This is a genomic window from Ruegeria sp. BC1, from assembly GCF_056539305.1.
This window is the reverse complement of the sequence record NZ_JBQFUT010000003.1, coordinates 155,884-180,316: the sequence shown is the minus strand read 5'-3', so window position 1 is coordinate 180,316 and position 24,433 is coordinate 155,884. Positions and strand designations below refer to the sequence as shown.

Sequence of the window (24,433 nt, the reverse complement as noted above, 5' to 3'; positions counted from 1 at the left end):
TGAAAATCTAGGACGGCCACTTAGTCCGCATTGCGCTGGTTCAGCAAGCTCCTGATTTTTGCGCTCGCAGCGAAGGTCGGTCTGAGGGACCGTACCGAAGCGATAACTAATGGGGTACAACGACGGCTTTGGACCGTCCTAACTTAGTCCACTGGGGCAAACTCAGATGCCTGAGCCTCGACTAACCTGTGATTACATCCTGCCGTTGCACGCCCAGCCCTTCGATACCAAGCTCCATTTTGTCGCCGGGTTTCAGGTAGGTTTGCGGGTTTTGCCCCATACCGACGCCCGGGGGCGTTCCGGTAGAAATCACGTCCCCGGGTTGGAGTGACATGAACTGCGACAGGTGCGAAATGACGGTTGCCACCCCAAAATGCATTGTTTTGGTTGACCCATCCTGATACCGGTGCCCATTCACCTCAAGATACATGGGCAAATTTTGCGGGTCTGGCACCTCGTCTCGTGTCACCAGCCACGGGCCGATTGGGCCAAACGTGTCGGCGGACTTTCCTTTGACCCATTGGCCCGAGCGATGAAGCTGAAAGTCACGCTCTGACAAATCGTTCACAACGCAATACCCGGCGACGTGGTCCATGGCTTCGGCCTCTGAAACATATTTTGCCTCCTTGCCGATGACGACGCCCAGCTCCACTTCCCAATCGGTCTTTACCGATCCGCGCGGGATTTCCACCGTATCATTGGGGCCGACGATGGCAGAGGTGGCCTTGAAGAAGATCACTGGCTCAGCAGGAAGTTCCATTCCGCTTTCCGCCGCGTGATCGGCATAGTTCAGACCAATGCAGATGAATTTGCCGACGTTGCCGACGCAAGGACCGATGCGTGAATCTCCATCTGCCACCGGCAGGCTGTCCACATCGACTGCCCGCAACTGTTCAAGAACGGCGTCGCCGAGAGTATTGCCCGATATGTCATCGACCACACCGGATAGGTCACGAACCGAGCCGTCCGAGGCCAATATGCCAGGTTTCTCAAAGCCTTTGAGGCCATAACGTAGCAGTTTCATTGTAAAGTCCTTCCTGTTCAGATCGTCCAGCCACCATCGATGGCAAAGGGCTGACCCGACGTGTATTTGCTGGCATCGCTGGCCAAATACAGAGCCAGTTCTGCGATCTCTTCCGCGGTGCCAATTCGGCCCATCGGCTGACGGGCAATGAAATCGGTCATTGCCTGTTCATAGTCCCCGGTGGCGCGCAGTCTGTCATGCAGGCTGGGGCTGTCGACGGTGCCGGGACAAATCGCGTTGCATCGGATGCCTTGAGTTACAAAATCAGCAGCAACGGATTTCGTAAGGCCAATGACCGCTGCCTTTGATGCGCAATAGGCAAACCGGTTGGGCACACCCTTCATGGATGATGCGACCGACGACATGTTGATGATTGAACCACCGCCTGCTTCCAGCATTCCAGGAAGAGTCAGGCGGATCAGTCGGAACATGGCTTTGACGTTGAGGTCAAAACTGAAATCCCAATCCTTTTCGCTGCACTCAAGGATAGAGCCCCCTGCAACATAGCCCGCACAATTAAACAGAATGTCCAGATTCGGCAGGTCGGCCGCAGCGGCTGTCACAGCCTCATTGTCTGTTACGTCCAGCTTGAGCGGCTCGATACCCGCGATACCGCCCAATTCGGTCAGCGAAGCATCGTTGATGTCGCTGGCGATCACGCGTGCGCCTTCGGCCGCAAATAATTCGGCGGTTGCGCGGCCAATGCCTTGCCCGGCAGCTGTAATTAAGGCTGTTTTGCCTGCAAGCCGGTTCGATGGTTTGAATGTCGTCATTGGTTGCCTCACAGTTTCTCGGGCAGAAGATCCGTTGGGATGTCCTGATAACAGACTGGCCGCAGAAAGCGCCGGATCGACAATGTGCCCACGGATGTTGCGCCAAAGTTGGTTGAGGCGGGGTAGGGACCGCCGTGAACCATGCTGTCGCACACTTCAACGCCGGTCGGGAAACTGTTGGCCAGTAGGCGCCCCGCCTTTCGTTCAAGCAGCGGAAGCAGTGCCTGAGCGTCGGGTTTGTCGCCTGCGTCCAGATGCAGGGTACAGGTTAGCTGCCCTTCGATGGCGCGCGCGATCTGTTGCATTTGTGAGGTGTCTTTCACGCGAACGATAATGCCCAACGGTCCGAAAACCTCTTCCTGCAGCTTGTGATCGGCCAGCCAGTCCTCTCCGGAAACAGCGAACAAGTAGGGGGCCGCATCGCGTGTCTCGCAACTGGTGCCCATGATCTTGGATACACCTGTTCCGGCGGCGACGCGCGTGACACCGTCGCGATACGCTGCCGCAATCCCATCGGTCAGCATAGTCTGTTCGGCTACGGCGGATAGGCCGGCCTCAGCTGCTGCCTGAAATGCATTGGCGTCGGGTCCGTCAATGATCACGGCAATACCGGGATTGGTGCAGAACTGACCGGCGCCCATCGTTAGCGAAGCCGCCCAGCCCGCGCCAATCTCGGCCCCGCGCGCAGCTGCGGCTTGCGGTAAGATAAACATTGGATTGACCGAACCCAGTTCGCCGAAGAATTGAATGGGTTCATCCCGCTGCGCGCACAGGTCAAATAGGGCGCGGCCGCCCGCCAGGCTGCCAGTAAAGCCCACAGCTCGGATCAGAGGATGCTGCACCAGACGCGTGCCCACATCCCGTTTGCCGCCCTGAACAAGTGAACACACTCCGGGGTGAACCCCTGTTGCCTTGATGGCGGCGTCGATGGCTTGCGCCACGATCTCACCTGTGCCGGGATGGGCGGAATGGCCTTTGACAACAACGGGGCATCCTGCGGCCAGTGCCGCGGCGGTATCGCCCCCCGCAACCGAGAAAGCCAACGGGAAGTTCGACGCGCCAAACACCGCAACAGGACCCAGCGGGCGCTGGATCATGCGCAGGTCGGGGCGGGGCAGGGGTGCGCGATCCGGCATGGCCGGGTCATGGCGCATGTCCAGATAGTCACCCGCTTCGATGTGATCGGCGAAAAGACGCAGCTGGCCGACGGTGCGGCCACGTTCCCCCTGCAGACGTGCCCCGGGCAAACCGGTTTCCTGAGTGCCAATTTTGGTGATGGCATCCCCGCGCGCGTCAATCTCATCCGCAATCTTGCGCAGGAGGGCGGCGCGTTCTGTACGCGAGGACCACCCGAAAGTGGCAAACGCCGCCTCTGCCGCTTCCACTGCGGTATCGACCATCGCCGCTGTCCCGACAGAAAAGTCATGGCTTGGCCCATGTGCGGGTTCGGATGCAAAAGTTGCAGCTGCGCCGACCCATTCACCGGCGATCAGGTGTTTTCCAGTCAACATATTCGTTCTCACTTACAGCAGGCCGCGATGGGCGAGGTTTCGCATCAGATGTGACGCCCCAAAGGTCCATTCGGGGCATTCTGTCGACAGGCGCACGGTGTTTGTCAGCGCTCCAAGCCGGGTGTTGGCGATAGTGACGACGTCACCAAGTTTATGCGTGAACCCGCCGCCGGGCGTATCCCGGTCTTGGGTCGGGGCGAACAGAGTGCCAAGAAACAGCATCAGTCCGTCAGGATATTGGTGGTGACGTCCAATTGTCTGTTTCACAAGATCGGCAGGATCGCGGCTGATCTGCGACATGGATGAGCTGCCGTTCAGGATAAATCCATCCAGTCCGGTGACGGTCAGCGTCAGTTCAGCCTGACGTACATCGTCCAGTGTGAACCCATCATCGAACAACCGGATCATAGGCCCGATCGCGCAGGAGGCGTTATTGTCCTTGGCTTTACTCAGCAACAGCGCCGAACGCCCTTCGACATCGCGCAGGTTCACATCATTGCCCAGCGTTGCGCCCTTGATCTCGCCCTTTGAGGTGACGGTCAGAACAACTTCGGGCTCGGGGTTGTTCCAGGTCGATACGGGGTGCAGCCCGATATCAGCGCCAAACCCGACTGACGAAAGGACCTGCGCTTTTGAAAACACCTCGGCGTCAGGGCCGATTCCAACCTCCAGATACTGGCTCCAGAGACCTGCAGCGATCAGTGCTTCTTTGACCTCTCCGGCCGCGTCCGATCCCGGAACGATGTTCGAGAGGCTGTCCCCGATCCGGTCCCCGATGCGCGCCCGGATCGCGTCGGCTTTGGCAGGATCGCCTGCGGCCTGTTCCTCGATCACGCGCTCAACCATGGAGCCGGCAAATGTGACGCCGCAGGCCTTAACCGCCTGCAGGTCGCACGGCGCGAGCCATTGGTGGTCGGCGTCCGTTGGGCCGATATCTTCACCTTGCGCGGTGCGCACATAATCCGCTGCGTCGTCGCGCTCCAGAATGTCCCGGACGGTTGGTGCCGTTTTCGACGTAATATCGACAACCTGCCCATTGCGCAGGGTTACCACGCTGGGTCCAACGCCAGCACGCTCAAGACGGCCGAGCCACAGCCCGTTTGGTTCCAATGTAGGTATGGTCATTTCAATCCCTGAGGTTATAGGCCCGGGCGGCGTTACCACCCATAATCGCCTGGCGTTCTGCGTTGCTCAGCTGCTTCAGCAGCTCGTCGGTGGTTTCGCACCAACGCTCGTAACTGCTGGCCAAGGTGCAAACCGGCCAATCGCTGCCCCAAATCAGACGCGACGGGCCGAAAGTGTTCAGCAGGTGATCCACATAGGGGCGCAGGTCTTCAATCGTCCAGTTTGTGGCAGCTTCAGTCACGAGGCCGGACAGTTTGCACCATGCGTCGCTATCCCGAGCCAAGGCCGCCATATTGTCAGACCAATCACCCAAGATCGCGTCTTTGATCAACGGTTTTGATCCATGGTCGATGACCACGCGCAAATCGGGGTAGCGTTCAAGAAGTTGTCTGAGCGGGTCCAGATGTTGGGGCAAGGTCAACGCGTCGAATGTCAGGTCGTGCCGTTGGACAGCCACGAAAGCAGCTGACAGCGTGTCGCCGAGCATCCATAGAGGGTCAGCGATGTCCTGTATCATCGGACGGAGACCAACCAGTGCCGGGCGCGCTGCCAACGCAGCAATCTGCGCGCCAACATCGTCGGCTTCAAAATCAACCCAGCCTACAACACCTTTGACAAACGCATTCTGATCAGCCAACGAGAGCATGTATTCCGTTTCAGCCACTGTGGGCGCCGCCTGAACAAGAACAGTGCCGTCAATCTCGGCGTTTTTGAGCAAAGGCAATAGATCCACTGGCGTGAAATCCCGGTAGATCGCGCTTAGATCGGGCGTCAGCCAGCCATAGTCGCCGCGCGTCAAAGCCCAGAAATGCTGATGCGCGTCGATCCTCATCCGATCACACCCTTTTTCAGGATGATATTGCCATAAAGCCTGCGTTCGCCTGTCTGAACGATGACAAAAGCGTTGGCCGCACGGTCGTAGAATGCAAACCGTTCCAAGCCCTGAACTTTGGCAGGGTTGTCGGCGGTCGTGTCGATGATGCGCTGAAAGTCCGCGACTGCGTCAGGAACTGCGTCGGGGTCGCCGACTACCTGCATTGTCAACGCCGGATCAGAAACGAATGTGTCCAACGGCATCACCGACAAGACCGCTTGCAACACTTCACTGGCCGAAGATCCATCCGCCCGGATGCAGTCCGGCCCGCTGCTGGAACCCGGGAAGTTCGCGTCTGCGATGACGATTTCATCCCCGTGGCCCATGGCCCTGAGAGTATACAGCAGCTCCGGCGACAGGATCGGGTCGATGTTACGCAGCATCTGCAGTCTCGCTTGGCAGAGGCGCATCCGGTCGGATCAGACCTTCGGATCGTAGGTCCGACCACAGGCCCGGGGGAATGTCACGCTCCATCAATGCTACGTTGGACTGGACTTCGGATGCGTTGACGGCTCCGGGAACCACCGTCTTGACGCAAGGGTGACCCAGAACAAATTGCAGCGCAGCGGCGATCAGCGAAGTGTTGTGGGCCGCGCAAACGGCTTCGATCTTACGGACCCGGTTAAGAATGTCTTCGGGCGCGTCTGCATAATTGTACTTGGCGCCGGGCACAGCTCCGGTGGCGAGGATGCCTGAATTGTAAGGTCCCCCGAGGATGATCCCGACATCGCGCTGCTCGCACAGTGGCAGGAAACTGTCGAGCGCTTCCTGCTCCAGCAGCGTATAGCGTCCGGCTAGCAGGAATCCGTCGAAATCCCCCAATCCAAGCAGTTTTTCGCAGACCTGCCATTCGTTTACGCCTGCGCCGATTGCGGCGATTTCGCCTGCATCGCGCAGTTCGGTTAGCGCTTTGTATCCCCCGCCATCAAAAAGCTCGCGCACTTTGGCGGCCGACATTTCCTGGCTGCCCTGGCTGAATACACAGACATCGTGCACCAAAAGAATGTCAGAGTTGGCCACACCGATCCGGTCGCGGCTGGCCTCATAAGACCGCATGACCCCGTCATAGGTATAGTCGAACACGATCCGTTTCTGCGGCACATCCACGAATGCTTCGGGTGTCACCTCATGCGGTTCGCAATCCAGTAACAAGCGACCGATCTTGGTCGAAAGCTGAATGTTTTCGCGACCGAACCGACTGATCGCCTGCCCAAACCGATGCTCTGACCGGCCAAGTCCATATTGCGGCGCGGTGTCAAAAAACCTGATGCCTGCGTCATAGGCGGCCTGCAATGCCGCTTGCGCGTCCTCATCTGAGACTTTGCGATACAGGTTCCCCAACGGTGCCCCGCCGAACCCCATGCGGGTCAGGGGAACGGGCCGTGTGGTCCGATTGTTCAGTAATTCTGTTTTGGAAACGGTCATCCTGCCTCGCTATTCAGCAGTGGGGTGAGGTTGAACAATTCGGGCTTTTGCTGTTCCAACTGCTCGATGCGCGGCATCAACTGCCCGAGGTGGATGCGCATCGCGTCCTGCGCACCCCGTTCATCCCGATCGCTGATTGCATCGAAAATGGCCTTGTGCTCTGCCAATGTTTCAGCGATCCGGCCGGGGGTGGGCAACAACAGCATTCGAGCGCGGCTGACTTGTAGTGAAACGGTCTGGGCTACGTCCGCGAGGCGGCGGAATCCGGTAAACTCCATCAGCAGGCCGTGGAATTCTTCGTCTGCCTGATAAAAGCCTGGGATGTCCTCATCCTCGATCAGCAGTTCTTGCAGGCGCATGTTGCGGCTCAACCGTTTGCGCTGATCGTCGGTCAGATCGCGTGCGACCTTGGCAACAGTGGCAAGCTCAAGCGCTTCACGTAGGAAAGCACCTTCGCGGATCTCGTCCATAGAAAAGTAAGATACGCGGGTGCCTGATTGCGGCACCACATCGACCAGCCCTTCAGAGGCCAGACGCGCGATTGCGTCGGCAACAGGTGCACGAGAAACGCCTAATCGCTCACACACAGGAGCCTTTCGGAGATTCGCCCCGGGTGGGAAATCAAGCGAGAGAATCGCCTGCTTCAAAGAGTGGTGAACCCGTTGAGTTAGCGGCCCTTCGATCGTCGTGATCTCGGGCAGCAGCGCGGCATCAATATCGTGGTGTTTGTTCATACTTCGTAATTTAGCATTCTAACATGTTAGTTGACAAGTAGTGATTTTGGATTTAGCAACATTGGCCAAGCAAGCGGGGAAGAGATGCAAGCACACGGCGGCATAGATGTTTTGGAAGAAGCGACGCGCGACGTCGTGAAGCTTAATCCGCAGGACAATATCGTCATTGCTTTGCGCGACCTGCAGGCGGGCGAACAACCGGCGCAGGTTCCGGAGCCCTTGGCGGCGCCTGTTTCCCGCGGTCACAAAGTTGCGGTGTCACCAATTCATGCTGGCGAAAACGTTGTTCGCTATGGCCAGATCATCGGACAGGCCAAATGCGATATCGCGCCGGGCGAACATATCCACGTGCACAACCTCGGCATGGGGGCGCATCAGCAGGACTATGCGCATGCCAGCGCGAATGCGCCGCTGCCTGCTCTGACTGAAGACCGGACATTTGAAGGATACCATCGTACCGACGGCAAGGTAGGCACGCGAAACTACATCGGAATTCTGACCACCGTGAACTGCTCGGGGTCTGTGGCGCGTTTTATCGCTGAGGCGGCGGAAAAATCCGGCCTGTTGAGCAGTTTTCCCAACGTCGATGGCGTGGTGCCGATTGTGCATGGGACCGGTTGCGGAATGTCCGGCAAAGATGAGGGCTATGCTACCCTGTTTCGAACCTTGGCCGGGTATGCACAGCATCCGAATTTCGGGGGCATCCTGCTGATTGGTCTGGGGTGTGAGGTCATGCAGGTAGCAGACCTTGTCGGCGGTCGTCCAATCCGCGCTGACGGTGCCCTGCGCTATATGACCATTCAGAACGAGGGAGGAACGCGGCGCACAATCGAGCGGGGGCTCGAAGAACTGCGCGGCATCGCTGAATTGGCCAATCAGGCCGAACGCTTCCCCGCTCCGATCAGTGCCATCACGGTCGGCATGCAATGCGGCGGCTCGGACGGCTATTCAGGGATCACCGCAAACCCGGCCTTGGGATATGCCTCGGATCTGCTAGTGCGCCATGGTGGAACAACGATCCTGTCGGAGACCTCGGAAATTTATGGGGCGGAGCACTTGCTGACCCGGAGGGCCGAAACGGTCGAAGTTGGCGAAAAGCTGATCGAACGCATTCACTGGTGGGAGGACTACACCGCCCGCAACGGCGGTGAGATGGACAACAACCCAAGCCCCGGCAACAAGCGCGGTGGCCTGACAACCATTCTTGAAAAATCGCTGGGAGCCGTTGCCAAAGGCGGCACAGCCCCTCTGCGCGACGTCTACAAATTTGGTGAAATGGTCGACAAGCACGGGTTCGTTTTCATGGATAGTCCCGGGTTTGATCCGTGTTCGGTGACCGGACAAGTGGCCTCGGGCGCGAACCTGATCGTTTTTACCACCGGACGCGGCTCGGTTTCGGGGTACCAGCCGACACCTTGTATCAAGCTGGCCACCAATTCCGAGATGTACACCCGCATGTCCGACGACATGGACCTGAACTGCGGTGACATCGTGACCGACGGGGTCAGCATCGAGGCAAAAGGCGAAGAGCTGTTCGAAATGCTCATCCGCGTGGCTTCGGGCCAAAAAACAAAAAGTGAGGAACTTGGCTTTGGGGGCGTTGAATTCGTCCCCTGGCAAATCGGCGCGGTGATGTAACCCGCGTCGGGCCCAAGGGAGAGGGGCGCATGGGAGGAAAAATGAATAAATTGGTCGAAATGACGGGGATTGATAAATTCTTCCCCGGCGTGCACGCGCTGAAATCCGTGCAGTTCGATCTGGAACCGGGCGAAGTTCACGCGCTGATGGGCGAGAACGGGGCCGGGAAGAGCACGCTGATGAAGATCTTGTCGGGTATCTATCAGCGCGATGGCGGAACGCTGAAGATCGAAGGGTGTGAAGTCAGCCCGACAACCCCGCGCGAAGCGCAGGATCTGGGCATCGGGATCATCCATCAGGAGCTGAGCCTGATGAACGATTTGACCGTCGCTCAGAACATTTTTATCGGGCGCGAACCGCGCAAGAGCTTTGGTCGTTTGGACGAGGCGGCGCTGAATGCTCAGACCGCTGAAATCTTTGCTTCGATGAATCTCAGCCTTGATCCCAAGGCGTTGGTTGGAAGCCTTACCATCGCGAAACAGCAGATGGTCGAGATCGCCAAGGCACTATCCTTTCGGTCAAAAGTGCTCATCATGGACGAGCCCACGGCGGCCCTGAATGACGCCGAGATTGCCGAGCTGTTCGTCATCATTCGTCGCCTCAAGGCCGAGGGCGTGGGTATCGTTTACATCAGCCACAAGATGGACGAGCTCAAGCAAATCTCGGATCGCGTGACGGTTATGCGCGATGGGGAATACGTCGGAACAGTTGGTGCTGCCGAAACCCCCATCAGCCAGATCATCGCCATGATGGTGGGTCGAGAGGTCAAGGAAGAACCGCTGGACGTGCCCGATCTGGGTGATGCCGAGATATCTCTGCAGGTCACCGGGTTGAACCGGAGCAACGAAATCCAAGATGTCAGTTTCTCGGTCCAGAAGGGCGAAATTCTGGGCTTTGCCGGTCTGATGGGCGCAGGTCGTACCGAGGTTGCGCGGGCTATCTTCGGGGCCGACCCCAAGGATAGCGGCGACATCCGAGTGCATGGCCAGGCGGTGTCAATCAAATCACCCACCGACGCGGTCAAAGCGGGGATCGGTTACCTGTCCGAGGATCGAAAGCATTTCGGGCTCGCTACTGGCATGAACGTGCGCGACAATATCGCGCTTGCCTCAATGGACCTTTTCACGGGCGCAGGCGGCGTTCTGCACGATGGTGAAATCAGCGACACCGCCAAAAGCTACATCCAGCAATTGGGTATTCGAACACCATCGGATGTGCAGGAGGTTCGCCTGCTGTCTGGCGGCAATCAGCAAAAGGTTGTCATCGCCAAATGGCTGCTGCGCGACTGCGATATTCTGATCTTTGACGAACCGACCCGCGGTATCGACGTCGGCGCGAAATCCGAGATTTACAAGCTGCTGGAAGAACTGGCGGGGCAGGGCAAGACGATCATCGTGATCTCATCCGAACTGCCCGAGATCATGCGCCTCAGCCATCGCATCGCCGTGATGTGCGAAGGGAGACTGACCGGCATTCTGCCCGGCGGGAAAGACACCACTCAAGAAGACATCATGCATCTGGCCACGCAACGTGCGGCGGCGATGCAGGTAACAGGGACAGTCCAATGACCACAGCAACCGACATTGAAAAGAAAAAGCCACTCTCGGGCCTTGCGGACAGCGGCGCGTATCAAAAGCTGTTGGCCTTCGCCAGTTTGATCGTTCTGCTGATCGGATTTTCCATTGCGTCGCCCAACTTCATGCAGACCTCGAACATGATCGCCATTCTGCAAGCCACCTCGGTAAATGGTGTTCTGGCCGTCGCGGCGACGTTGGTCATCATTACCGGCGGGATTGACCTGTCGGTCGGTACACTGATGACCTTCTGCGCTGTGATCGCAGGGGTGGTTCTAACGTATCTTGGGATGCCATTGCTGTTGGGCGTGGCCGCAGCCATTGCAGCAGGAGCGTTCTGCGGGCTTTGCTCAGGCACATTTGTTGCCAAGATGAAGATCCCGCCATTCATCGCGACGCTGGGGATGATGTTGATCCTCAAAGGTCTGTCGCTGGTGATCTCGGGGACGCGGCCAATCTATTTCAACGATACGCCAGGTTTCGACCTGATCTCGCGCGGGTCGCTGATAGGAGAGGTTTTCCCGTCATTGCCCATCCCCAATGGCGTCTTGATCCTGTTCCTGGTTGCCATTGCGGCCTCTTATATCCTGGGGCGCACAGTTCTGGGCCGGTACACCTTTGCTCTTGGCTCAAATGAGGAAGCTGTGCGCCTGTCCGGTGTGAACACCGACATGTGGAAGATGCGCATCTATGCTCTGGCCGGAGCGATCTGCGGCATCGCCGGAATCCTCATCGCCTCGCGTTTGAATTCCGCACAACCTGCATTGGGACTGGGATACGAACTGGAGGCGATCGCCGCCGTGGTGATCGGAGGGACATCTCTGTCGGGCGGACGCGGGACGATTCTGGGTACGCTCATCGGTGCGTTGATCATGGCCGTGTTGACCAACGGATTGCGCGTGCTGTCTGTCGCGCAGGAATGGCAGACCGTTGTGACCGGCGCAATCATCATTCTGGCCGTCTACGCCGATATGGCGCGGCGCAAAAAGTCAGGCTGAGAAATTCAACAAAAAACGACCAACTGTGGAGGAGAAAACATGTTTACACGTCGTTTCATTCTGGGTGCGCTGAGTGCAGCCACCTTGGCAGGGCCCGCCTCGATGGCGGCTGCAGAAGAAATATACATCCCGCTGGTATCCAAAGGTTTCCAGCATCAGTTCTGGCAGGCCGTGAAGTCGGGTGCGGAGCAGGCGGCTGACGAGTATGGCGTCACAATTACCTTCGAGGGCCCTGACAACGAAACAATGGTGGACCGTCAGATCGACATGCTGGCTGCCGCTCTGGCCAACAACCCCAAAGCCATTGGTTTTGCCGCTCTGGATAGCCAAGCTGCAATCCCGCTTTTGAAGCAGGCCAACGAAAAAGGCATTCCGATCATCGCTTTCGACAGCGGCGTTGACAGTGACATTCCGCTCTCAACCGCGACAACGGATAACCTGGCGGCAGCCGGGCTCGCGGCCGACAAGATGGCCGAGAAAATTGGTGGCAAAGGTAAAGTCGCAGTTGTCGCGCACGACCAGACCAGCCGCACCGGCATCGATCGTCGCGACGGCTTCGTGAACCGTATGGCCGAGAAATACCCGGATATCGAAGTTGTAACGGTTCAGTACGGGCAAGGGGATCACTTGAAGTCGACCGAAGTCACCAAGGCGATCCTGACGGCGAACCCCGATCTGAATGGGATCTTTGGCACCAACGAAGGTTCAGCAATCGGTGTCGTAAACGGCGTTCAGGAGCTGGGCACCGAGGGTCTGGTCATCATCGGTTACGACAGCGGCAAAGCTCAGAAAGACGCAATCAAGAGCGGTCTGATGGCGGGCGCGATCACGCAAAACCCGGTCGGAATTGGCTATGAGACGGTGAAAGCAGCAGTTGCGGCTCTGAACGGAGAAGAGGTTCCAGGTCTGATCGATACAGGCTTCTACTACTACGATGCCTCAAACATTGACGACCCGAAGATCTCGGCCGTTCTGTACGACTAAGTACAACCACTCAAACTGTCCGGCCTGCCTTTTGGGCGGGCCGGATGGGTTCATCTGCAGATTGTCAGGTGAATTGATACCAAGGCGTGCGGGGCAATGGCATTCGGGTCGCTACGCTGGCTTGCAACTGAGCCGCCGTCGTTTTCAGCGCATCAATGACAAATTCGCGGCGGTTGTCGATCAAGGCGGAAGCGAAATGCGGAATCGTCAGTGACGCGATCACGGATTGACCCATGCCATGGCGGATAGGTGTCGAAATCTCGCTTATGGCATTGCTCTCGGGGCTGCCGAGCGAGATGTAGTTCTGGTCGGCGCAAACTGCCGCCTGATCAGAAAACTCTTGCAGAGAATTCGGGTTTTCCTCCGATGCTATTTTGCGGAGATACGCCAACCGATCTTCGCGTGAGGCAATTTCCGAAAGAAAACACGCCCCAGCCGATGTCGGAAACACTGGCGTTGTGTAACCGACTTGCACCGTGACGCCATAATTTTGAGACGACGAGACACTGTTGATCACAATCAGCTCGTCTTTGCCATTTGGTACCCAAAGGTGGTTGGACAGCTCGATCTCTTCGGCCAAACGGTTCATGTAAGGTTCAGCCAATTCTGCGAGTTTGCTGTTGTCAGTCCGGTCTCCGCCCAACAGGGCAAGCTTTCCGGTCAGTTTGAACAGGTCACCTTCCTGGCGATCGATGTAACCGCGTTCCTCCAGCACGATCATCATGCGAAAGATTTCGTTCTTTGAACGGCCAATACCTTGCGCAAGCTGAGACAGGGTAGGGGCAGTGTCCGACAGAGAGAGAAACTCAAGAATATCCAATCCCTTCTCCAAAGCGGGAGCGGAGTACTTTTGGAGTTTCGTTTTTTGCTCGGACATTCGCGGCACCTTTTTTCGAAGCTTTCTCAAAAAAGACAGCAGGGGCGCAAGCCCCTGCGTGTCCGACCGGCCACCCCGACAGGGAGGAGAAAGGAAACCGGCCTGATCGTTCCTTACAAGCCGTTCTTCTTCAGGATTTCACCTGCGTTATCGGCAGTGATTGCCTCGGTGCCCATAACGACCGACTTTGGCACCTCTTCACCTTTCAGGTGCTTCAGAGCCTGGCGCAGACCTTCGGCACCCGGGGTTGGATACAGGAACGTGGCCGACAGTTCGCCATTAGCAACCCAGGTCACGCCTTCACCGGGCAGGGCGTCAACACCGATAAAGATGATGTCGTCCGCGCGGCCCGCGTCTTTGGCGGCTAGATAAGCGCCATAGGCCATAGGGTCGTTGTGGCCATAGACCATGGTGATGTCTTCATAGTTGCGCAGGGCGGTCGACATGATGTCGTAGGCCTGATCCTGCTTCCAGTCACCCGACTGCTGATCGAGCAGGAAGGTCACGCCTTCTTCGCCTTCAAAGGCTTCGTGGAAGCCGTTGGCGCGATCATGCGCGGCTTGTGTGCCCAGACCACCCCAGATTTCAACGATGGTGCCTTTGGCCGCACCTGCACCACCCAGCTGGTCCAGCGCGAACTTACCGGCTTCGCGGCCGATCAGTTCGTTATCGCCACCGACCCACTGGACGAACTTTTCAGTGTCTACGTTGCGGTCCAGGACGAAGACAGGGATGCCCGCGTCGGTTGCCTGCTCGACCACACCGGTCAGACCAGCGGATTCCTTGGGCGAGATCAGGATCGCGTCAACTTCCTGACGGATAAAGTTCTCAACATCCGCCACCTGCTTTTCAGTGCGGTCGTTGGCGTCCGCGATGATCAGCTCGACATTGTCGTGCTGGTCCGCTTCGGCGCGTAGGTCTTTGTTGAACTGGACGCGCCAGGGCTCAACTGTGGTTACCTGCGAAAATCCGATCACATAGTTGTCACCCGCCAGTGCCATCGAGGCCGAAAACGAGGTTGCGAGCGCGGTGGCGGCCATCAGGCCCTTGCCAAATGTTCTTCTTTTCATAGTCTACTCCTTAGTCATGATGCGGGTTTCTCCAAATTCCCGCGTTCTGATTGCTCTAACCTTGGTCCGCCAAGATCTGAGGTTAGAGCCTCCTCCCTCTGCCGAGGCGCTCTTTCGCCATGACAAAGATCTCTTCAAATCGCCCTTCCTGAAGCAGGACGGCGACCACGATGATGATGCCCTTGAGCACCAGCTGCGTGTTGCTGTCGATGTTGTTGAGTTGCAGGATGTTGCTGAGGAAGCCGAAGATCAGCACCCCAACAAAAGTCCCCATGATTGCCCCACGACCGCCCATCAGGCTGGTGCCACCAATCACAACAGCCGCGATCGCATCCAGTTCCAGCCCGAGGCCGGCATCCGGCTTGCCTTGCCGGAATTGCGCCACATAGAGCACTCCCGCCAGCGCTGAGAGGCCCCCAGCCAGCGCGTAAGTGATGATCTTGTTACGGCCAACATTGATGCCAGCCAGACGCGCGGCCTCTTCATTGCCGCCGATGGCCATCAAGTAGCTGCCAAATGTGGTGAACCGTGTAATCAGGAAAAAAACCAACAGGACACCAAGGAAGAAAAGCCCGGGTACGGGCAGGGCGCTCCATAGCAATTCACGCAGCACTTCGAAATTCTCGGTCGCATTGCTGCCGGTGTAGACCGGGTAAACAGCCGTGTCCTGCCCCGCAATTACACGCGCCAAACCCAACGCACCCACCATCATCGCCAAGGTCACAATAAAAGGCTGCAAACGACCATAGACGATCAGTGCTCCGTTCACCGTGCCCATGACGGCGCCGATGCAAGGCACCACAATCAGCACGGCCAGAACACCGAACTTTGGCATGACCTGACCAGCCAGCCATAACATCACGCCAATTGCAATTGCAGCCGCGACCAGACGGCTCAGAATCCGCGACGGCGCGCTTGTCGTCGCTGCAGTTTCTGAGGTGCGGTTCAGGTTGCTTTGCACGAAATAGATCAGGGCCGCGATGGTTACAAAAAGGACAATCCCGGTCGCAGGAACGCCAAAGTAACTTGCGGCAGTCCAGCCTTCCTGAGTGAGCAGCATGGCGCAGATCACTGTGCCCAATGCCATGACTGATCCCACAGACAGATCGATGCCCGCGATGAAGATCACCATCGTCATCCCAACCGCGACAATCCCGGTGACCGATACCTGCCGCAGGATGTCCGTAAGGTTACCCAGTGACAGAAAGATGTTGTTGCCCTTCGAAGAAAGGGGTGAAGTCAGCGCACCAAACAGGATCAGGGCAAACAGCCCCCAATACAGTTTGGTTTTGCTCAATAGCTGCATGAACATCGCCGCACTTGGGCGGTCTTGTTTCGCTGTCGGGCTGTTGGGTTCCATAACGGTCATGTCTTTTCTCTTTTGTGGGCCGGGGCAGTTAGCGGAACTGCATCGCCAGGGCCTTGATTGAATCCACGGACATTTCTTTTCGGGACAGCTCTCCGGCCATCTGGCCTTCGCAAAGCACAATCATGCGATCACAGACGGCCATGAACTCAGAAAGCTCAGAACTTGCGAACAAAACCGAGATACCCTGATCTGCCAGTCGTCCGACCAGGTCATAAATTTCGTCTTTGGCCCCAATGTCGATACCGCGCGTGGGCTCATCCAGAAGCAGGACGCGAGGCTGTGTTGCCAGCCATTTGCCCAAAACCACCTTTTGCTGATTGCCCCCGCTGAGTTTGCCAACCGGATGTTCGGGGCCGGTTGCCGCAACCTTGAGTGTTTCGATGGCCTTAAGCGCTTGTTTGCGCTGCTCGGCTTCGGAAAAACGCCCAAATCGGGACTGCAAAGGCATCAACGGCAACGCAACGTTTGATGAGATTGAGCGATCAAGGATCAGGCCGTTGCCTTTTCGATCTTCGGTGATCAGGGCCAACCCACTGCGCACCCCGTCCTGAGGTCTAACAGGCCGCAGCTGTTTACCCTCCAACGTTATCTCACCCTGATAACTGGCACCTCTTGCGCCGAATAGTGTCTCCAGCAACTCAGTCCGGCCCGCCCCCAAAAGGCCGCCGATACCCAGAATCTCTCCGCGCTTAAGATCAAATGAAACATCGTCCAACACTTTGCGTTTGCCGTCCCAGGCCGACAGGTTGTCGACCTGCAATACGGTTTCATCAGCCGCCGGATTCTGGCGTTCGACGGCGTTGATTTCGACCGTGCGACCGACCATCATGCGGATCAGTTCGGCTGACGTCGTCTCGGAGGCCAGCCGCGTGCCGATCAGGTCACCGTCACGTAAAACCGTAACCCGGTCCGAGATTTCAAATACTTCGTCCATTCGGTGCGAGATGTAGACTACGGCAACGCCCTGTAGGGCCAGATCGCGCACGACCTCCATCAGAATGTCAGCTTCGGCTTGCGACAGGGCCGAGGTCGGCTCGTCCATGATCAGCAGCCGCGCATTCATCAGCAAGGCACGTGCAATCTCGACAAGTTGCTGCTCGCCAACGCGTAGATCTTTGACAGGGGTGTCGATATCCAGCGTGAACCCGAAGCGAGCCAGCGCCTTCTTTGCCTTTTCCCGCAGCGCTTTGCGGTCGATGAAGGTGCCGAACTTCCGGGGCTCATGCCCCAGCAGGACGTTTTCGGCCACTGTCATTTCCGGGATCAGACTGAGTTCCTGATGCATGATTACGATGCCGTGCTTTTCTGCATCGCGCGGCGCATCGAATTCTACAGTTTCACCATCAATCTGGAATTTTCCAAATGTGGGTTTCTGAACGCCAGAGATGATTTTGACCAGCGTGCTTTTCCCGGCACCATTCTCGCCCATCAAAGTGTGGATTTCACCACCGTCGAAAACGAGGTCGACATCCCGGAGAACAGATACGCCTGAAAACGACATACCAATCCCGCTAAGGGACGCGGTGATCTGGCTTTCGGTTCCTTGTTGCGCACGCAGCGCGGATTCTTGTTTCGCCATCACAGCGCCTCCCTTCGCCGATCTAAACGATTCACCGTAAAACGGTTTCATATACGAAACCATATGCGCCAGCGAAGCGTCAAGAGGTATTTTCCCCGGAGTTAGTGAGCAGTTATTTGCGTGCCTGATCTGATTTCAGAATCTGCCAGAAAGAAGAAAGCGATTTTCTTCCATAATTTTCTTAGAGCGCTGAAAAATAAAAATTTTCATATTTCCTTTGCAAAGACTTAAACCAATTTGCAGATACAAAGATCACTTCTGAATTCCTACCAGTGCACTCTAATCGTTCGATGGATATTGGAGAATTGGAGTGTTTCACCAGTGAAAATCTTGGGTAATCGTCTCCATCGCACGAAGTTGGTCGGCAACATCACTGCAGAACTCGAAGGGAGCTCTCTTGCGAAAGATTTTGGCTAGGTTCGCTCGCGAAGCGGCAGTGTCCTACAGACATTCCTAAGCAGGTGGTGATTTAGGGCAACGAATGATGGTAGACGCATTGAATTTTGTTGATCCAACAGAACTCATTTTGCGAACCTCACCGGGACTATTCCCGAAATTCTTAGCAAAAACTCGCGCGAAACTGGCTGGTTCTGCGTAGCCGACGCGCCCGGCGACAGTCTCGATATTCCTCCCCGCTGACGAAAGCAGTTCATGCGCAATGGCCATTCTTGTATCGAAATAGAGCTGTTGGAAACTGGTGCCTTCACATGTCAATCTGCGCCGCAGCATGCGCTCAGAAACTGCCAGCCTAGATGCAATGTCCTCAATCTGATGCTCCTTTCCAATGTCGTCGACAATGGCATCGCGCATCCGTTGCGACCATTGCGGTAATGCTCCGGAAAGCTCTTCAAGCTGGGATTTGCATTGGTCCAGGCAGAAACTGGATCGGATTTTGGCAGAGGCGCATCGAGGACGGTCACCGGAAAAACCAACGCATTGCTCTCTTGGCGCATCTTGATGGGTATTCAGCATATTTATCAATCTGCCGCGCTTTAAAATCAGAGAAGCCAGGTTGTTGCAGAAGGTCCCGGATGAACTTCACCGAGATAACCAGATGGCGCTCAAGAATATGACGGTGCATTAAGGTCGGGATGTCGGATGTATCGAACTCCAACCGCGCCTCCATACCGTCTTCAACCAGCGCCATCTCAGCAATTAGAAAGGACATTTTCGCGTAGTTGATCGACGTCTCGATTGCAGCCCGCAAAGTCGGGCTGGTCAGGATCGCAAAGCCCCAAATACCGAAGGCATGCACATGGGTCGCCCGGCCAACAAGAAAGCCAAGACCGACGTTTTCGGGCGCAAGGCGCACGAGGTTTTCAATCGCTCGGATTTCAGGTTGCATTGCAACCTTTTTGTCTGGAGTGACGCGCCCGCAGGTTCCGGCGTCTGTTCTCAGCGCATTGTTCTCCTACAGGTTTCAGCATGATTTCCTTGAAAGGCTTTCATTTTCCCAAGGACGCAGTTTTGTACGTTGTGTACTTCTACCTGCGGGACACAGTGTCGTATCGTGACTTGGAAGAAATTATGGCCGAACGCGGCGTGCAGGTGGACCACGCAACTCTCAACATGTGGGTTGTGAAGTATTCACCGATGATTGCTGCGCAGGCGCAATTGAAGAAACGCCCAACGCTGAGATCCTGGCGCAAGGACGAGACATACGTTCGAGTGCGGGGCAAATGGATGTACCTCTAGCGTGCCGTCGACAACGCAGGAAATACCCTTGATTTCATGCTGTCCGAGCGGAGGAACCGTCCAGCAGCCGCAAGTTTCTTTGGCACAGCTCTGTGGTCAAACGGTGTCCCGAGCAAGATCGTTATTGACAAAAGTGACGCCAACGCGGCGGGCATTCGAGAGGTGAACAAAATTCTTAGTCGGTTTGGCTGCCCAGCCAAAATCCAAACGGTCAGGTCCAAATATTTGAGCAACCTGATCGAACAGGATCATCGGTTTATCAAGCGTCGCGGACGACACATGTGCGGGTTCAAATCGTTTAGATCCGTATCGGCTACTTTGGACGGTATCGAGGTCGCCAACATGTTCCGAAAGCAGCAATTCCCCAGCACTACGACGTCTGGCTTTCAGCTATTCGCCAAGATCGCAGGACAAGTGTGCCCAATAAGACGCTGACTCTGGCCATTCCAAAAGTTTGCGACACATCCCGTTCTCCAGCCAGCGATCAGTGTGGTGCTCGGGTAAGGCCGCGAGTTCGACTTGCTTCGAGTTTTGCTCGCGCGGCGAATGTCGGAAATGCGGGCTGTTACTGCGGAATGGTGACCAGTCGATGAATGGCTGGTTTGGGCCGTGAGCGTAGTGAGGGTTCATTACTGATGGAAATTATGACAAGTTTGCCGTATCGGAGCTGCGAAGCTCAGCCGACAAAAATCGTCCTCGATCGCCTAAAGTTCTTTTCTAGAAGAGATACATTTGTGGAAACACTCAAAGTCGATCCCTTTAGCACGCAGACCAAACACGAGATTGAACAGTATTTGATATCCGTCAACGAAGGCGAGCGGGGTGTAATCCGCAGGACTCAATTTGTACTTTTGAAACTGAGGATTCTCTGACTGTCTAGCCCCTAGTTACCAAGGTTTGTTTGGAGAATATTTGCTGAAAACTCTTAAAGCCCTCTAGCGAGCGCAAAAGCTCATTTTCGGTAACATTGACCAAATGTTTAGGGTGAGCAAACATCGAAAGAGAACAGAAGCTGACTTGGCGGGGGTGGTTGATTGACACGTTTATTCATAATCGCCTTGGCCGTTACCGTTCTAAATACGATGCCAATTTGGCTGGCTGAACTGGCCGAAAAAAGCGGGATTACCGACGTGGCCGTTGGCCTGTTGGCAAGCGTCGTCATGCTGTGCTCTGCGGTCGGATGTGCGATTGGGGCCGACACGCGAAATAAGGCTTTGCTGCGCGTAGCCGGGATTGTTGCGTTCAGCGGCATTACCGGTGCTGCGACCGTACAGGGTATTTCAACTGCGGTTTTGTTTGTCGGGGCAGGCGGTGTTGGTTTGGCGTTTGGTGTTGTTTTGGCTTTGCCCTTGTCGCGCAGTTTCACAGAGTCAAAGGTTCTGCGAACTATTGGCAACGGAATGGCGATCGGGTGTGCCGCTTCGTTCATTCTGTTGGTTATAATTCACGTAGCCGAGTGGTCTTTACTGACCTTTTTGGCCCTTCTTTCGGCGATACAGGTAATACTGTTGTTTCGGAAAATGCCTGCGCAAAACTATCGCAATGGAGGGCAATTCAACTGGAAGCGGGACATTAGCTTGCTGCCCTTTTTCATCTGTATGGGTGCCTATTGGGCCTTTCTCGAAGTATTTTCGGCAGAGCAAGATCTTGGCAGTCTAAGCGCTTGGTTGGCCGCTAGCTTGTTGCTGTCCGGCTTGGGGTCCTACCTTGCCGGTATTGTGCCCAAGCGATTGGGACTGCGCGCCAAGGTAGTAGGCTTACTACTCGCGGCATTTGCGGGCGGGCTCACCTACTTGTCTAAAACCGAGTTTTTGGTTGGCATGACTATACTGCTAAATGCATTCGGACTTTTCCTGTTCTTCCCTCTCTACCTGGATCGGACGGATACGCCAGCTGCAGGTATGGCACGCTACCTTCTGTGTTTTGCGTTGGGTGGCGTGATCGGAAGCCTTGCGATTGCCGTGGGAGGTTACACGGCATTGGCCGCCGCTGTCGTATTCTCGGGCTTAATTGCCGTACCTTCTATGGCGCGTCGGCGACCTAAGACGGATATTCCGGAATACTGAGTCCCGCTTTGCGCCATCCTTGGATAGCCATTTCACCGCGCTCCGGAGTGATACCGGTCATCGCGAGTTCTTCATAGACAACGTCCTCGAAGATCGGAAACATCTCTCGCATGACCGCAGCTGCTGCGCGGGCTTTTCCGGTATTGCCCAATTCGCCGTGAAGCCAGGCAAGATGGGCCTGGTACCAGAAGAACTCGGGCATAGGAAACTTCTCAATCTCCACCAGAGCGGCTTCGGTGAAACCCTGCGATGCGTATAGCCAGCATCTCGCATAGTGATACCATCCGGGGTGGACTGGGCTCAGGTCAATCGCCCGATCCAACAATTCGACCGCGCGATCATATTCGCCCAGGAACAGATGGCAGGACCCAATCTCGGCCAGAACATCGCAATGGCCGGAATTCAACTCAAGCGCACGTTCGGCAGCTACCCGAAATCCTGCAATGTCCATCTGGTAGAAGATGGTCAGCGCCAGTGTCATTTGCGCAAAGGCATTCAGCCCGTCGCATTTCACGGCCTTACGCGCAGCTTCTGCCGAGAGCGCCAAGGCGTCGATATCGGGGCGCTGGTTGACGTGGTAGCGGTACTCTTCCAGCAGCAGCATGGCATATGCCGCCCACCCATCCGAAGAATGAGGATCCGTTTCGAGCGCGTCCTTTAACCTTTCCCGAATATCTGCATGTATGGAATGATCGTAGGACCGGTAATATTCATAAAACTGCGCGACGAGGAAATAAGTTTCCCAGGACTGAGTGCGCCCGTCGGGCAGAGATCGAGCGATGTTTTTTGCCACCAGGCCGTGGCGACTTCCAAGGCGGCCGGCAATGAGAGCCGCAATTTCTTCCTGAATATCAAACAGCTCTTCTGGTCCGCTACCACGGTCAAATTGTTCGGTCGCGATTAGCGTGCCGTTGATGGCCTCGGTCACTTGCACCGTCACCCGTAGCTGGCTTTGAGACCTTCGAACGCTGCCCTCGACGACATGTGTGACCGCATATCGGTCTGACATGTCCGAGTTTGAAGCCTTATCGACTGCCAACTGGGCGGTTGTGCGATGTGATAGCAGGGTAAATTCGCGAAACCGGGACAGATTGGTGATCGTGTCTTCGGTCAAACCTTCGGCCAGAAATCCATCGTCGGAGTTTGTACCGAGATTTTTGAAAGGAAGTACCGCAAGCACAATACCGTCAAGTGCCGGTGTGTCTTGAGTTTTAGTGACGGGCATGTCGATATCAGCGACAAAGCGAAACCCTGTGCCATGTAAGGTCTTGATTGTGTGTTGGTCCCGGCCTGTGTCTCCAACCGCCTGGCGAGCTTCTTTCATCGCGGTCGACAAAGTGGCGTCAGTGATGAACCGGCCTTGCCAGACCTGCTCGACCAACTCGTCCTTCAGAACCACTCGGTCCCGGTTGGCAATGAGGTATTCCAGAATTTGCAGGGTCTGTGGGGTCAGACTGTTACAGGCCTCGCCCCGCGATATCTGAAAGAGATCGGTATCAACCGTATATTCATTGAACGCGTATTTCATGGCCCGGAGCCGATCATGTTTGAAACAATTCTCGTTTGAAACAAGCCTAGCCCTCATACTTTCTCAGGAAAAGCTCAGATGCTGCTCGAGGTTCGAATCCGTGCCGCCGCTATTCCCGTTTCATCCTTAACGGTCCGCTTTGGGGCCTGAAAACAGGAGAGTAGCAATGAAATATCGCAATGAGTTACCGCAATTGAACGGCACCCAGATGGTAGCGGACGGCGGCCTTGAAACTACCCTAGTCTTTCACGACGGGATCGACCTGCCTCTGTTTGCGGCATTTAAAGCCCTGGAAAGGCAAGAGGGCATCGACGCCATAGACAGATACATGCGCAGGTTCGCCGGGCTGGCCGTAAATCATCGCCGTGGGTTCATAATGGACACTCCGACCTGGCGTGCGAGCCCCCGTTGGGCGGCTGAGCTCGGGGTGGACCGTGATGAACTTAGAGGGGTCCATCGCGAGGTTATCGCAACGCTGGTCAAGATGCGGGATGAGCACGAAACCCCAGAGTCGCCCTTTGTGATCAACGGAGTAATCGGGCCTCACAGCGACGGTTACGCCCCGACAGAAATAATGAGTGTGACCGAAGCCGAAACCTATCACCAGACACAGGTGGGCTGGTTCGCAGAGATGGGCGCAGACATGGTTTCGGCCATCACTATGACCTATGTCGAAGAAGCGATCGGCATTGTGCGCGCTGCACATACCTCTGGTATTCCGGTGGTGATTTCGTTCACCGTCGAGACCGACGGCCGGTTGCCCTCGGGTCAGGATTTGCGTTCTGCCATAGAGCAGGTCGACGCCGCCACAAAAGGCGCAGCGGCATACTTCATGATCAACTGCGCGCATCCCGATCATTTCCGTTCTGTCCTTGAGCAGGGCGGCGATTGGACGAAGCGGATCATGGGAGTGCGGGCCAATGCGTCACGCCTGTCCCATGCCGAGTTGGACGAAGCTGAAGAGTTGGATGACGGGAACCCGCAGGAATTCGGTGAGCTTCATCAAGAGCTTGCAAAAATTCTGCCCAATCTGACCGTCATCGGTGGGTGCTGCGGCACCGATCATCGTCATGTCGAGCAAGTTTGCATGGCAACCCAGCAACCGACCACCGTAACCGTCTGACCGACGACTTAGATCACATAACCCCGGACTGTGAAAAGCAGACTGTCATCGCAATAGGCTCAAGTTGCCGCAAAGCTTGGCGGCTCAGCGGTTCGGGAATCTTCGGGGCGATTACGCCGAAGATAGGAGGTAAAAATGACAACCGAACGTAGTTCTTTTTCTGTCCCGCCCAGCGTGGTGATTCAACCGGTTGGCGCCAAGGCGCCAAATAAAAGGGGAAAGAGTAGCGTCCCATTTGCTGAGGTTTTCGCCAAGCTGTTTTCGCAATTGCGTAGCGCCGTTATTCGTGAATATCGCTTTAGGCGGGATCTCCGGCATGTGTCTCAGCTTGATAAACGAATGCTGAAAGACATTGGCCTGAACCCGGAACTCTACCACAAGGATTTGCGTTTTGGACGAGATAAAAGTTGGAGTTTTTGACCTGTTAGGCCTTGAACGAGTCTTACAAGGAACGCTTACCCCATAG

At 56.1% G+C, this 24,433-nt stretch carries 22 protein-coding genes and 1 pseudogene; 8 read left to right on the top strand and 15 right to left on the bottom strand.

The window, feature by feature from the left end; translation table 11 throughout:
• Positions 1 to 181: 181 nt before the first annotated feature.
• Genes ACR0IY_RS09020 through ACR0IY_RS08985 form a run of 8 tightly spaced genes read right to left on the bottom strand, consistent with a single transcriptional unit; the run spans position 182 to position 7,466 of the window.
• Positions 182 to 1,024, bottom strand: coding sequence for a fumarylacetoacetate hydrolase family protein (locus ACR0IY_RS09020; RefSeq protein WP_480672394.1), 843 nt, complete (start codon positions 1,022 to 1,024; stop codon positions 182 to 184).
• A 17-nt stretch (positions 1,025 to 1,041) separates the two neighbouring features.
• Positions 1,042 to 1,797 carry an SDR family oxidoreductase gene (locus ACR0IY_RS09015; protein WP_480672392.1) on the bottom strand — a complete coding sequence of 252 codons (756 nt, stop codon included), beginning with the start codon at positions 1,795 to 1,797 and terminating at the stop codon, positions 1,042 to 1,044.
• Positions 1,798 to 1,805: 8 nt separating this feature from the next.
• Positions 1,806 to 3,308: an aldehyde dehydrogenase (NADP(+)) gene (locus tag ACR0IY_RS09010; protein WP_480672391.1), complete on the bottom strand. Its 1,503-nt coding sequence runs from the start codon at positions 3,306 to 3,308 to the stop codon at positions 1,806 to 1,808.
• A 12-nt stretch (positions 3,309 to 3,320) separates the two neighbouring features.
• Positions 3,321 to 4,433, bottom strand: a complete 1,113-nt coding sequence (locus ACR0IY_RS09005; RefSeq protein WP_480672390.1) for a fumarylacetoacetate hydrolase family protein — start codon at positions 4,431 to 4,433, stop codon at positions 3,321 to 3,323.
• A 1-nt stretch (position 4,434) separates the two neighbouring features.
• The gene (locus ACR0IY_RS09000) at positions 4,435 to 5,265 is read right to left on the bottom strand and encodes an amidohydrolase family protein (protein WP_480672388.1); all 831 of its coding nucleotides are present in this window, start codon (positions 5,263 to 5,265) and stop codon (positions 4,435 to 4,437) included.
• Positions 5,262 to 5,690, bottom strand: a complete 429-nt coding sequence (locus ACR0IY_RS08995) for an RbsD/FucU family protein (RefSeq protein ID WP_480672386.1) — start codon at positions 5,688 to 5,690, stop codon at positions 5,262 to 5,264. Before ACR0IY_RS08995 ends, ACR0IY_RS09000 begins: the two co-directional genes overlap by 4 nt.
• On the bottom strand, positions 5,680 to 6,732 hold the full coding sequence (locus ACR0IY_RS08990) for an aldo/keto reductase (protein ID WP_480672384.1): 1,053 nt from the start codon (positions 6,730 to 6,732) through the stop codon (positions 5,680 to 5,682). The genes ACR0IY_RS08995 and ACR0IY_RS08990 overlap by 11 nt, the downstream gene beginning before the upstream one ends.
• The gene (locus ACR0IY_RS08985) at positions 6,729 to 7,466 is read right to left on the bottom strand and encodes a GntR family transcriptional regulator (RefSeq protein WP_480672382.1); all 738 of its coding nucleotides are present in this window, start codon (positions 7,464 to 7,466) and stop codon (positions 6,729 to 6,731) included. Before ACR0IY_RS08985 ends, ACR0IY_RS08990 begins: the two co-directional genes overlap by 4 nt.
• A gap of 84 nt (positions 7,467 to 7,550) precedes the next feature.
• On the opposite strand from ACR0IY_RS08985, the gene ACR0IY_RS08980 reads away from it, so the two are divergent.
• The 4 genes from ACR0IY_RS08980 to ACR0IY_RS08965 are packed head-to-tail and all read left to right on the top strand — an operon-like array spanning position 7,551 to position 12,660.
• A complete protein-coding gene (locus ACR0IY_RS08980) occupies positions 7,551 to 9,104 on the top strand; it encodes a UxaA family hydrolase (protein ID WP_480672380.1) in 1,554 nt (517 codons plus the stop codon).
• A gap of 41 nt (positions 9,105 to 9,145) precedes the next feature.
• Entirely contained in the window at positions 9,146 to 10,672 is a 1,527-nt protein-coding gene (locus ACR0IY_RS08975; RefSeq protein WP_480672378.1) for a sugar ABC transporter ATP-binding protein, read from the top strand.
• A complete protein-coding gene (locus ACR0IY_RS08970; protein WP_170423121.1) occupies positions 10,669 to 11,676 on the top strand; it encodes an ABC transporter permease in 1,008 nt (335 codons plus the stop codon). Before ACR0IY_RS08975 ends, ACR0IY_RS08970 begins: the two co-directional genes overlap by 4 nt.
• A gap of 39 nt (positions 11,677 to 11,715) precedes the next feature.
• Complete coding sequence (locus ACR0IY_RS08965; RefSeq protein WP_480672376.1) at positions 11,716 to 12,660, top strand: substrate-binding domain-containing protein; 945 nt, start codon at positions 11,716 to 11,718, stop codon at positions 12,658 to 12,660.
• Between the two features lie 64 nt (positions 12,661 to 12,724).
• Here ACR0IY_RS08965 and ACR0IY_RS08960 read toward each other — a convergent pair whose 3' ends face one another.
• From ACR0IY_RS08960 to ACR0IY_RS08935, 6 genes are all read right to left on the bottom strand, one after another.
• Positions 12,725 to 13,537, bottom strand: a complete 813-nt coding sequence (locus ACR0IY_RS08960) for an IclR family transcriptional regulator (RefSeq protein WP_480672374.1) — start codon at positions 13,535 to 13,537, stop codon at positions 12,725 to 12,727.
• Between the two features lie 113 nt (positions 13,538 to 13,650).
• On the bottom strand, positions 13,651 to 14,607 hold the full coding sequence (locus ACR0IY_RS08955) for a substrate-binding domain-containing protein (protein ID WP_480672372.1): 957 nt from the start codon (positions 14,605 to 14,607) through the stop codon (positions 13,651 to 13,653).
• 82 nt (positions 14,608 to 14,689) lie between these two features.
• A complete protein-coding gene (locus ACR0IY_RS08950; RefSeq protein ID WP_480672370.1) occupies positions 14,690 to 15,976 on the bottom strand; it encodes an ABC transporter permease in 1,287 nt (428 codons plus the stop codon).
• Between the two features lie 28 nt (positions 15,977 to 16,004).
• Positions 16,005 to 17,555 carry a sugar ABC transporter ATP-binding protein gene (locus ACR0IY_RS08945; protein WP_480672368.1) on the bottom strand — a complete coding sequence of 517 codons (1,551 nt, stop codon included), beginning with the start codon at positions 17,553 to 17,555 and terminating at the stop codon, positions 16,005 to 16,007.
• Between the two features lie 453 nt (positions 17,556 to 18,008).
• Positions 18,009 to 18,527, bottom strand: a complete 519-nt coding sequence (locus tag ACR0IY_RS08940; RefSeq protein ID WP_480672366.1) for a helix-turn-helix transcriptional regulator — start codon at positions 18,525 to 18,527, stop codon at positions 18,009 to 18,011.
• Entirely contained in the window at positions 18,472 to 18,954 is a 483-nt protein-coding gene (locus tag ACR0IY_RS08935) for an AraC family transcriptional regulator ligand-binding domain-containing protein (protein ID WP_480672783.1), read from the bottom strand. The genes ACR0IY_RS08940 and ACR0IY_RS08935 overlap by 56 nt, the downstream gene beginning before the upstream one ends.
• 26 nt (positions 18,955 to 18,980) lie before the next feature.
• On the opposite strand from ACR0IY_RS08935, the pseudogene ACR0IY_RS08930 reads away from it, so the two are divergent.
• Both ACR0IY_RS08930 and ACR0IY_RS08925 read left to right on the top strand, forming a co-directional pair.
• Positions 18,981 to 19,685: pseudogene (locus ACR0IY_RS08930) on the top strand (IS6 family transposase).
• 599 nt (positions 19,686 to 20,284) lie between these two features.
• A complete protein-coding gene (locus ACR0IY_RS08925) occupies positions 20,285 to 21,316 on the top strand; it encodes a hypothetical protein (protein ID WP_480672364.1) in 1,032 nt (343 codons plus the stop codon).
• Here the strand turns inward: ACR0IY_RS08925 and ACR0IY_RS08920 are convergent.
• Entirely contained in the window at positions 21,291 to 22,844 is a 1,554-nt protein-coding gene (locus ACR0IY_RS08920; RefSeq protein ID WP_480672362.1) for a winged helix-turn-helix domain-containing tetratricopeptide repeat protein, read from the bottom strand. The two genes, ACR0IY_RS08925 and ACR0IY_RS08920, sit on opposite strands and share 26 nt — an antisense overlap.
• Before the next feature lie 166 nt (positions 22,845 to 23,010).
• Here ACR0IY_RS08920 and ACR0IY_RS08915 point away from each other — a divergent pair, with 166 nt between their 5' ends.
• Together ACR0IY_RS08915 and ACR0IY_RS08910 are read left to right on the top strand one after the other, a co-directional pair.
• Positions 23,011 to 23,967 carry a homocysteine S-methyltransferase family protein gene (locus tag ACR0IY_RS08915; protein ID WP_480672360.1) on the top strand — a complete coding sequence of 319 codons (957 nt, stop codon included), beginning with the start codon at positions 23,011 to 23,013 and terminating at the stop codon, positions 23,965 to 23,967.
• Between the two features lie 135 nt (positions 23,968 to 24,102).
• Positions 24,103 to 24,387: a DUF1127 domain-containing protein gene (locus ACR0IY_RS08910; RefSeq protein ID WP_480672358.1), complete on the top strand. Its 285-nt coding sequence runs from the start codon at positions 24,103 to 24,105 to the stop codon at positions 24,385 to 24,387.
• The last annotated feature ends 46 nt before the right edge of the window (positions 24,388 to 24,433 follow it).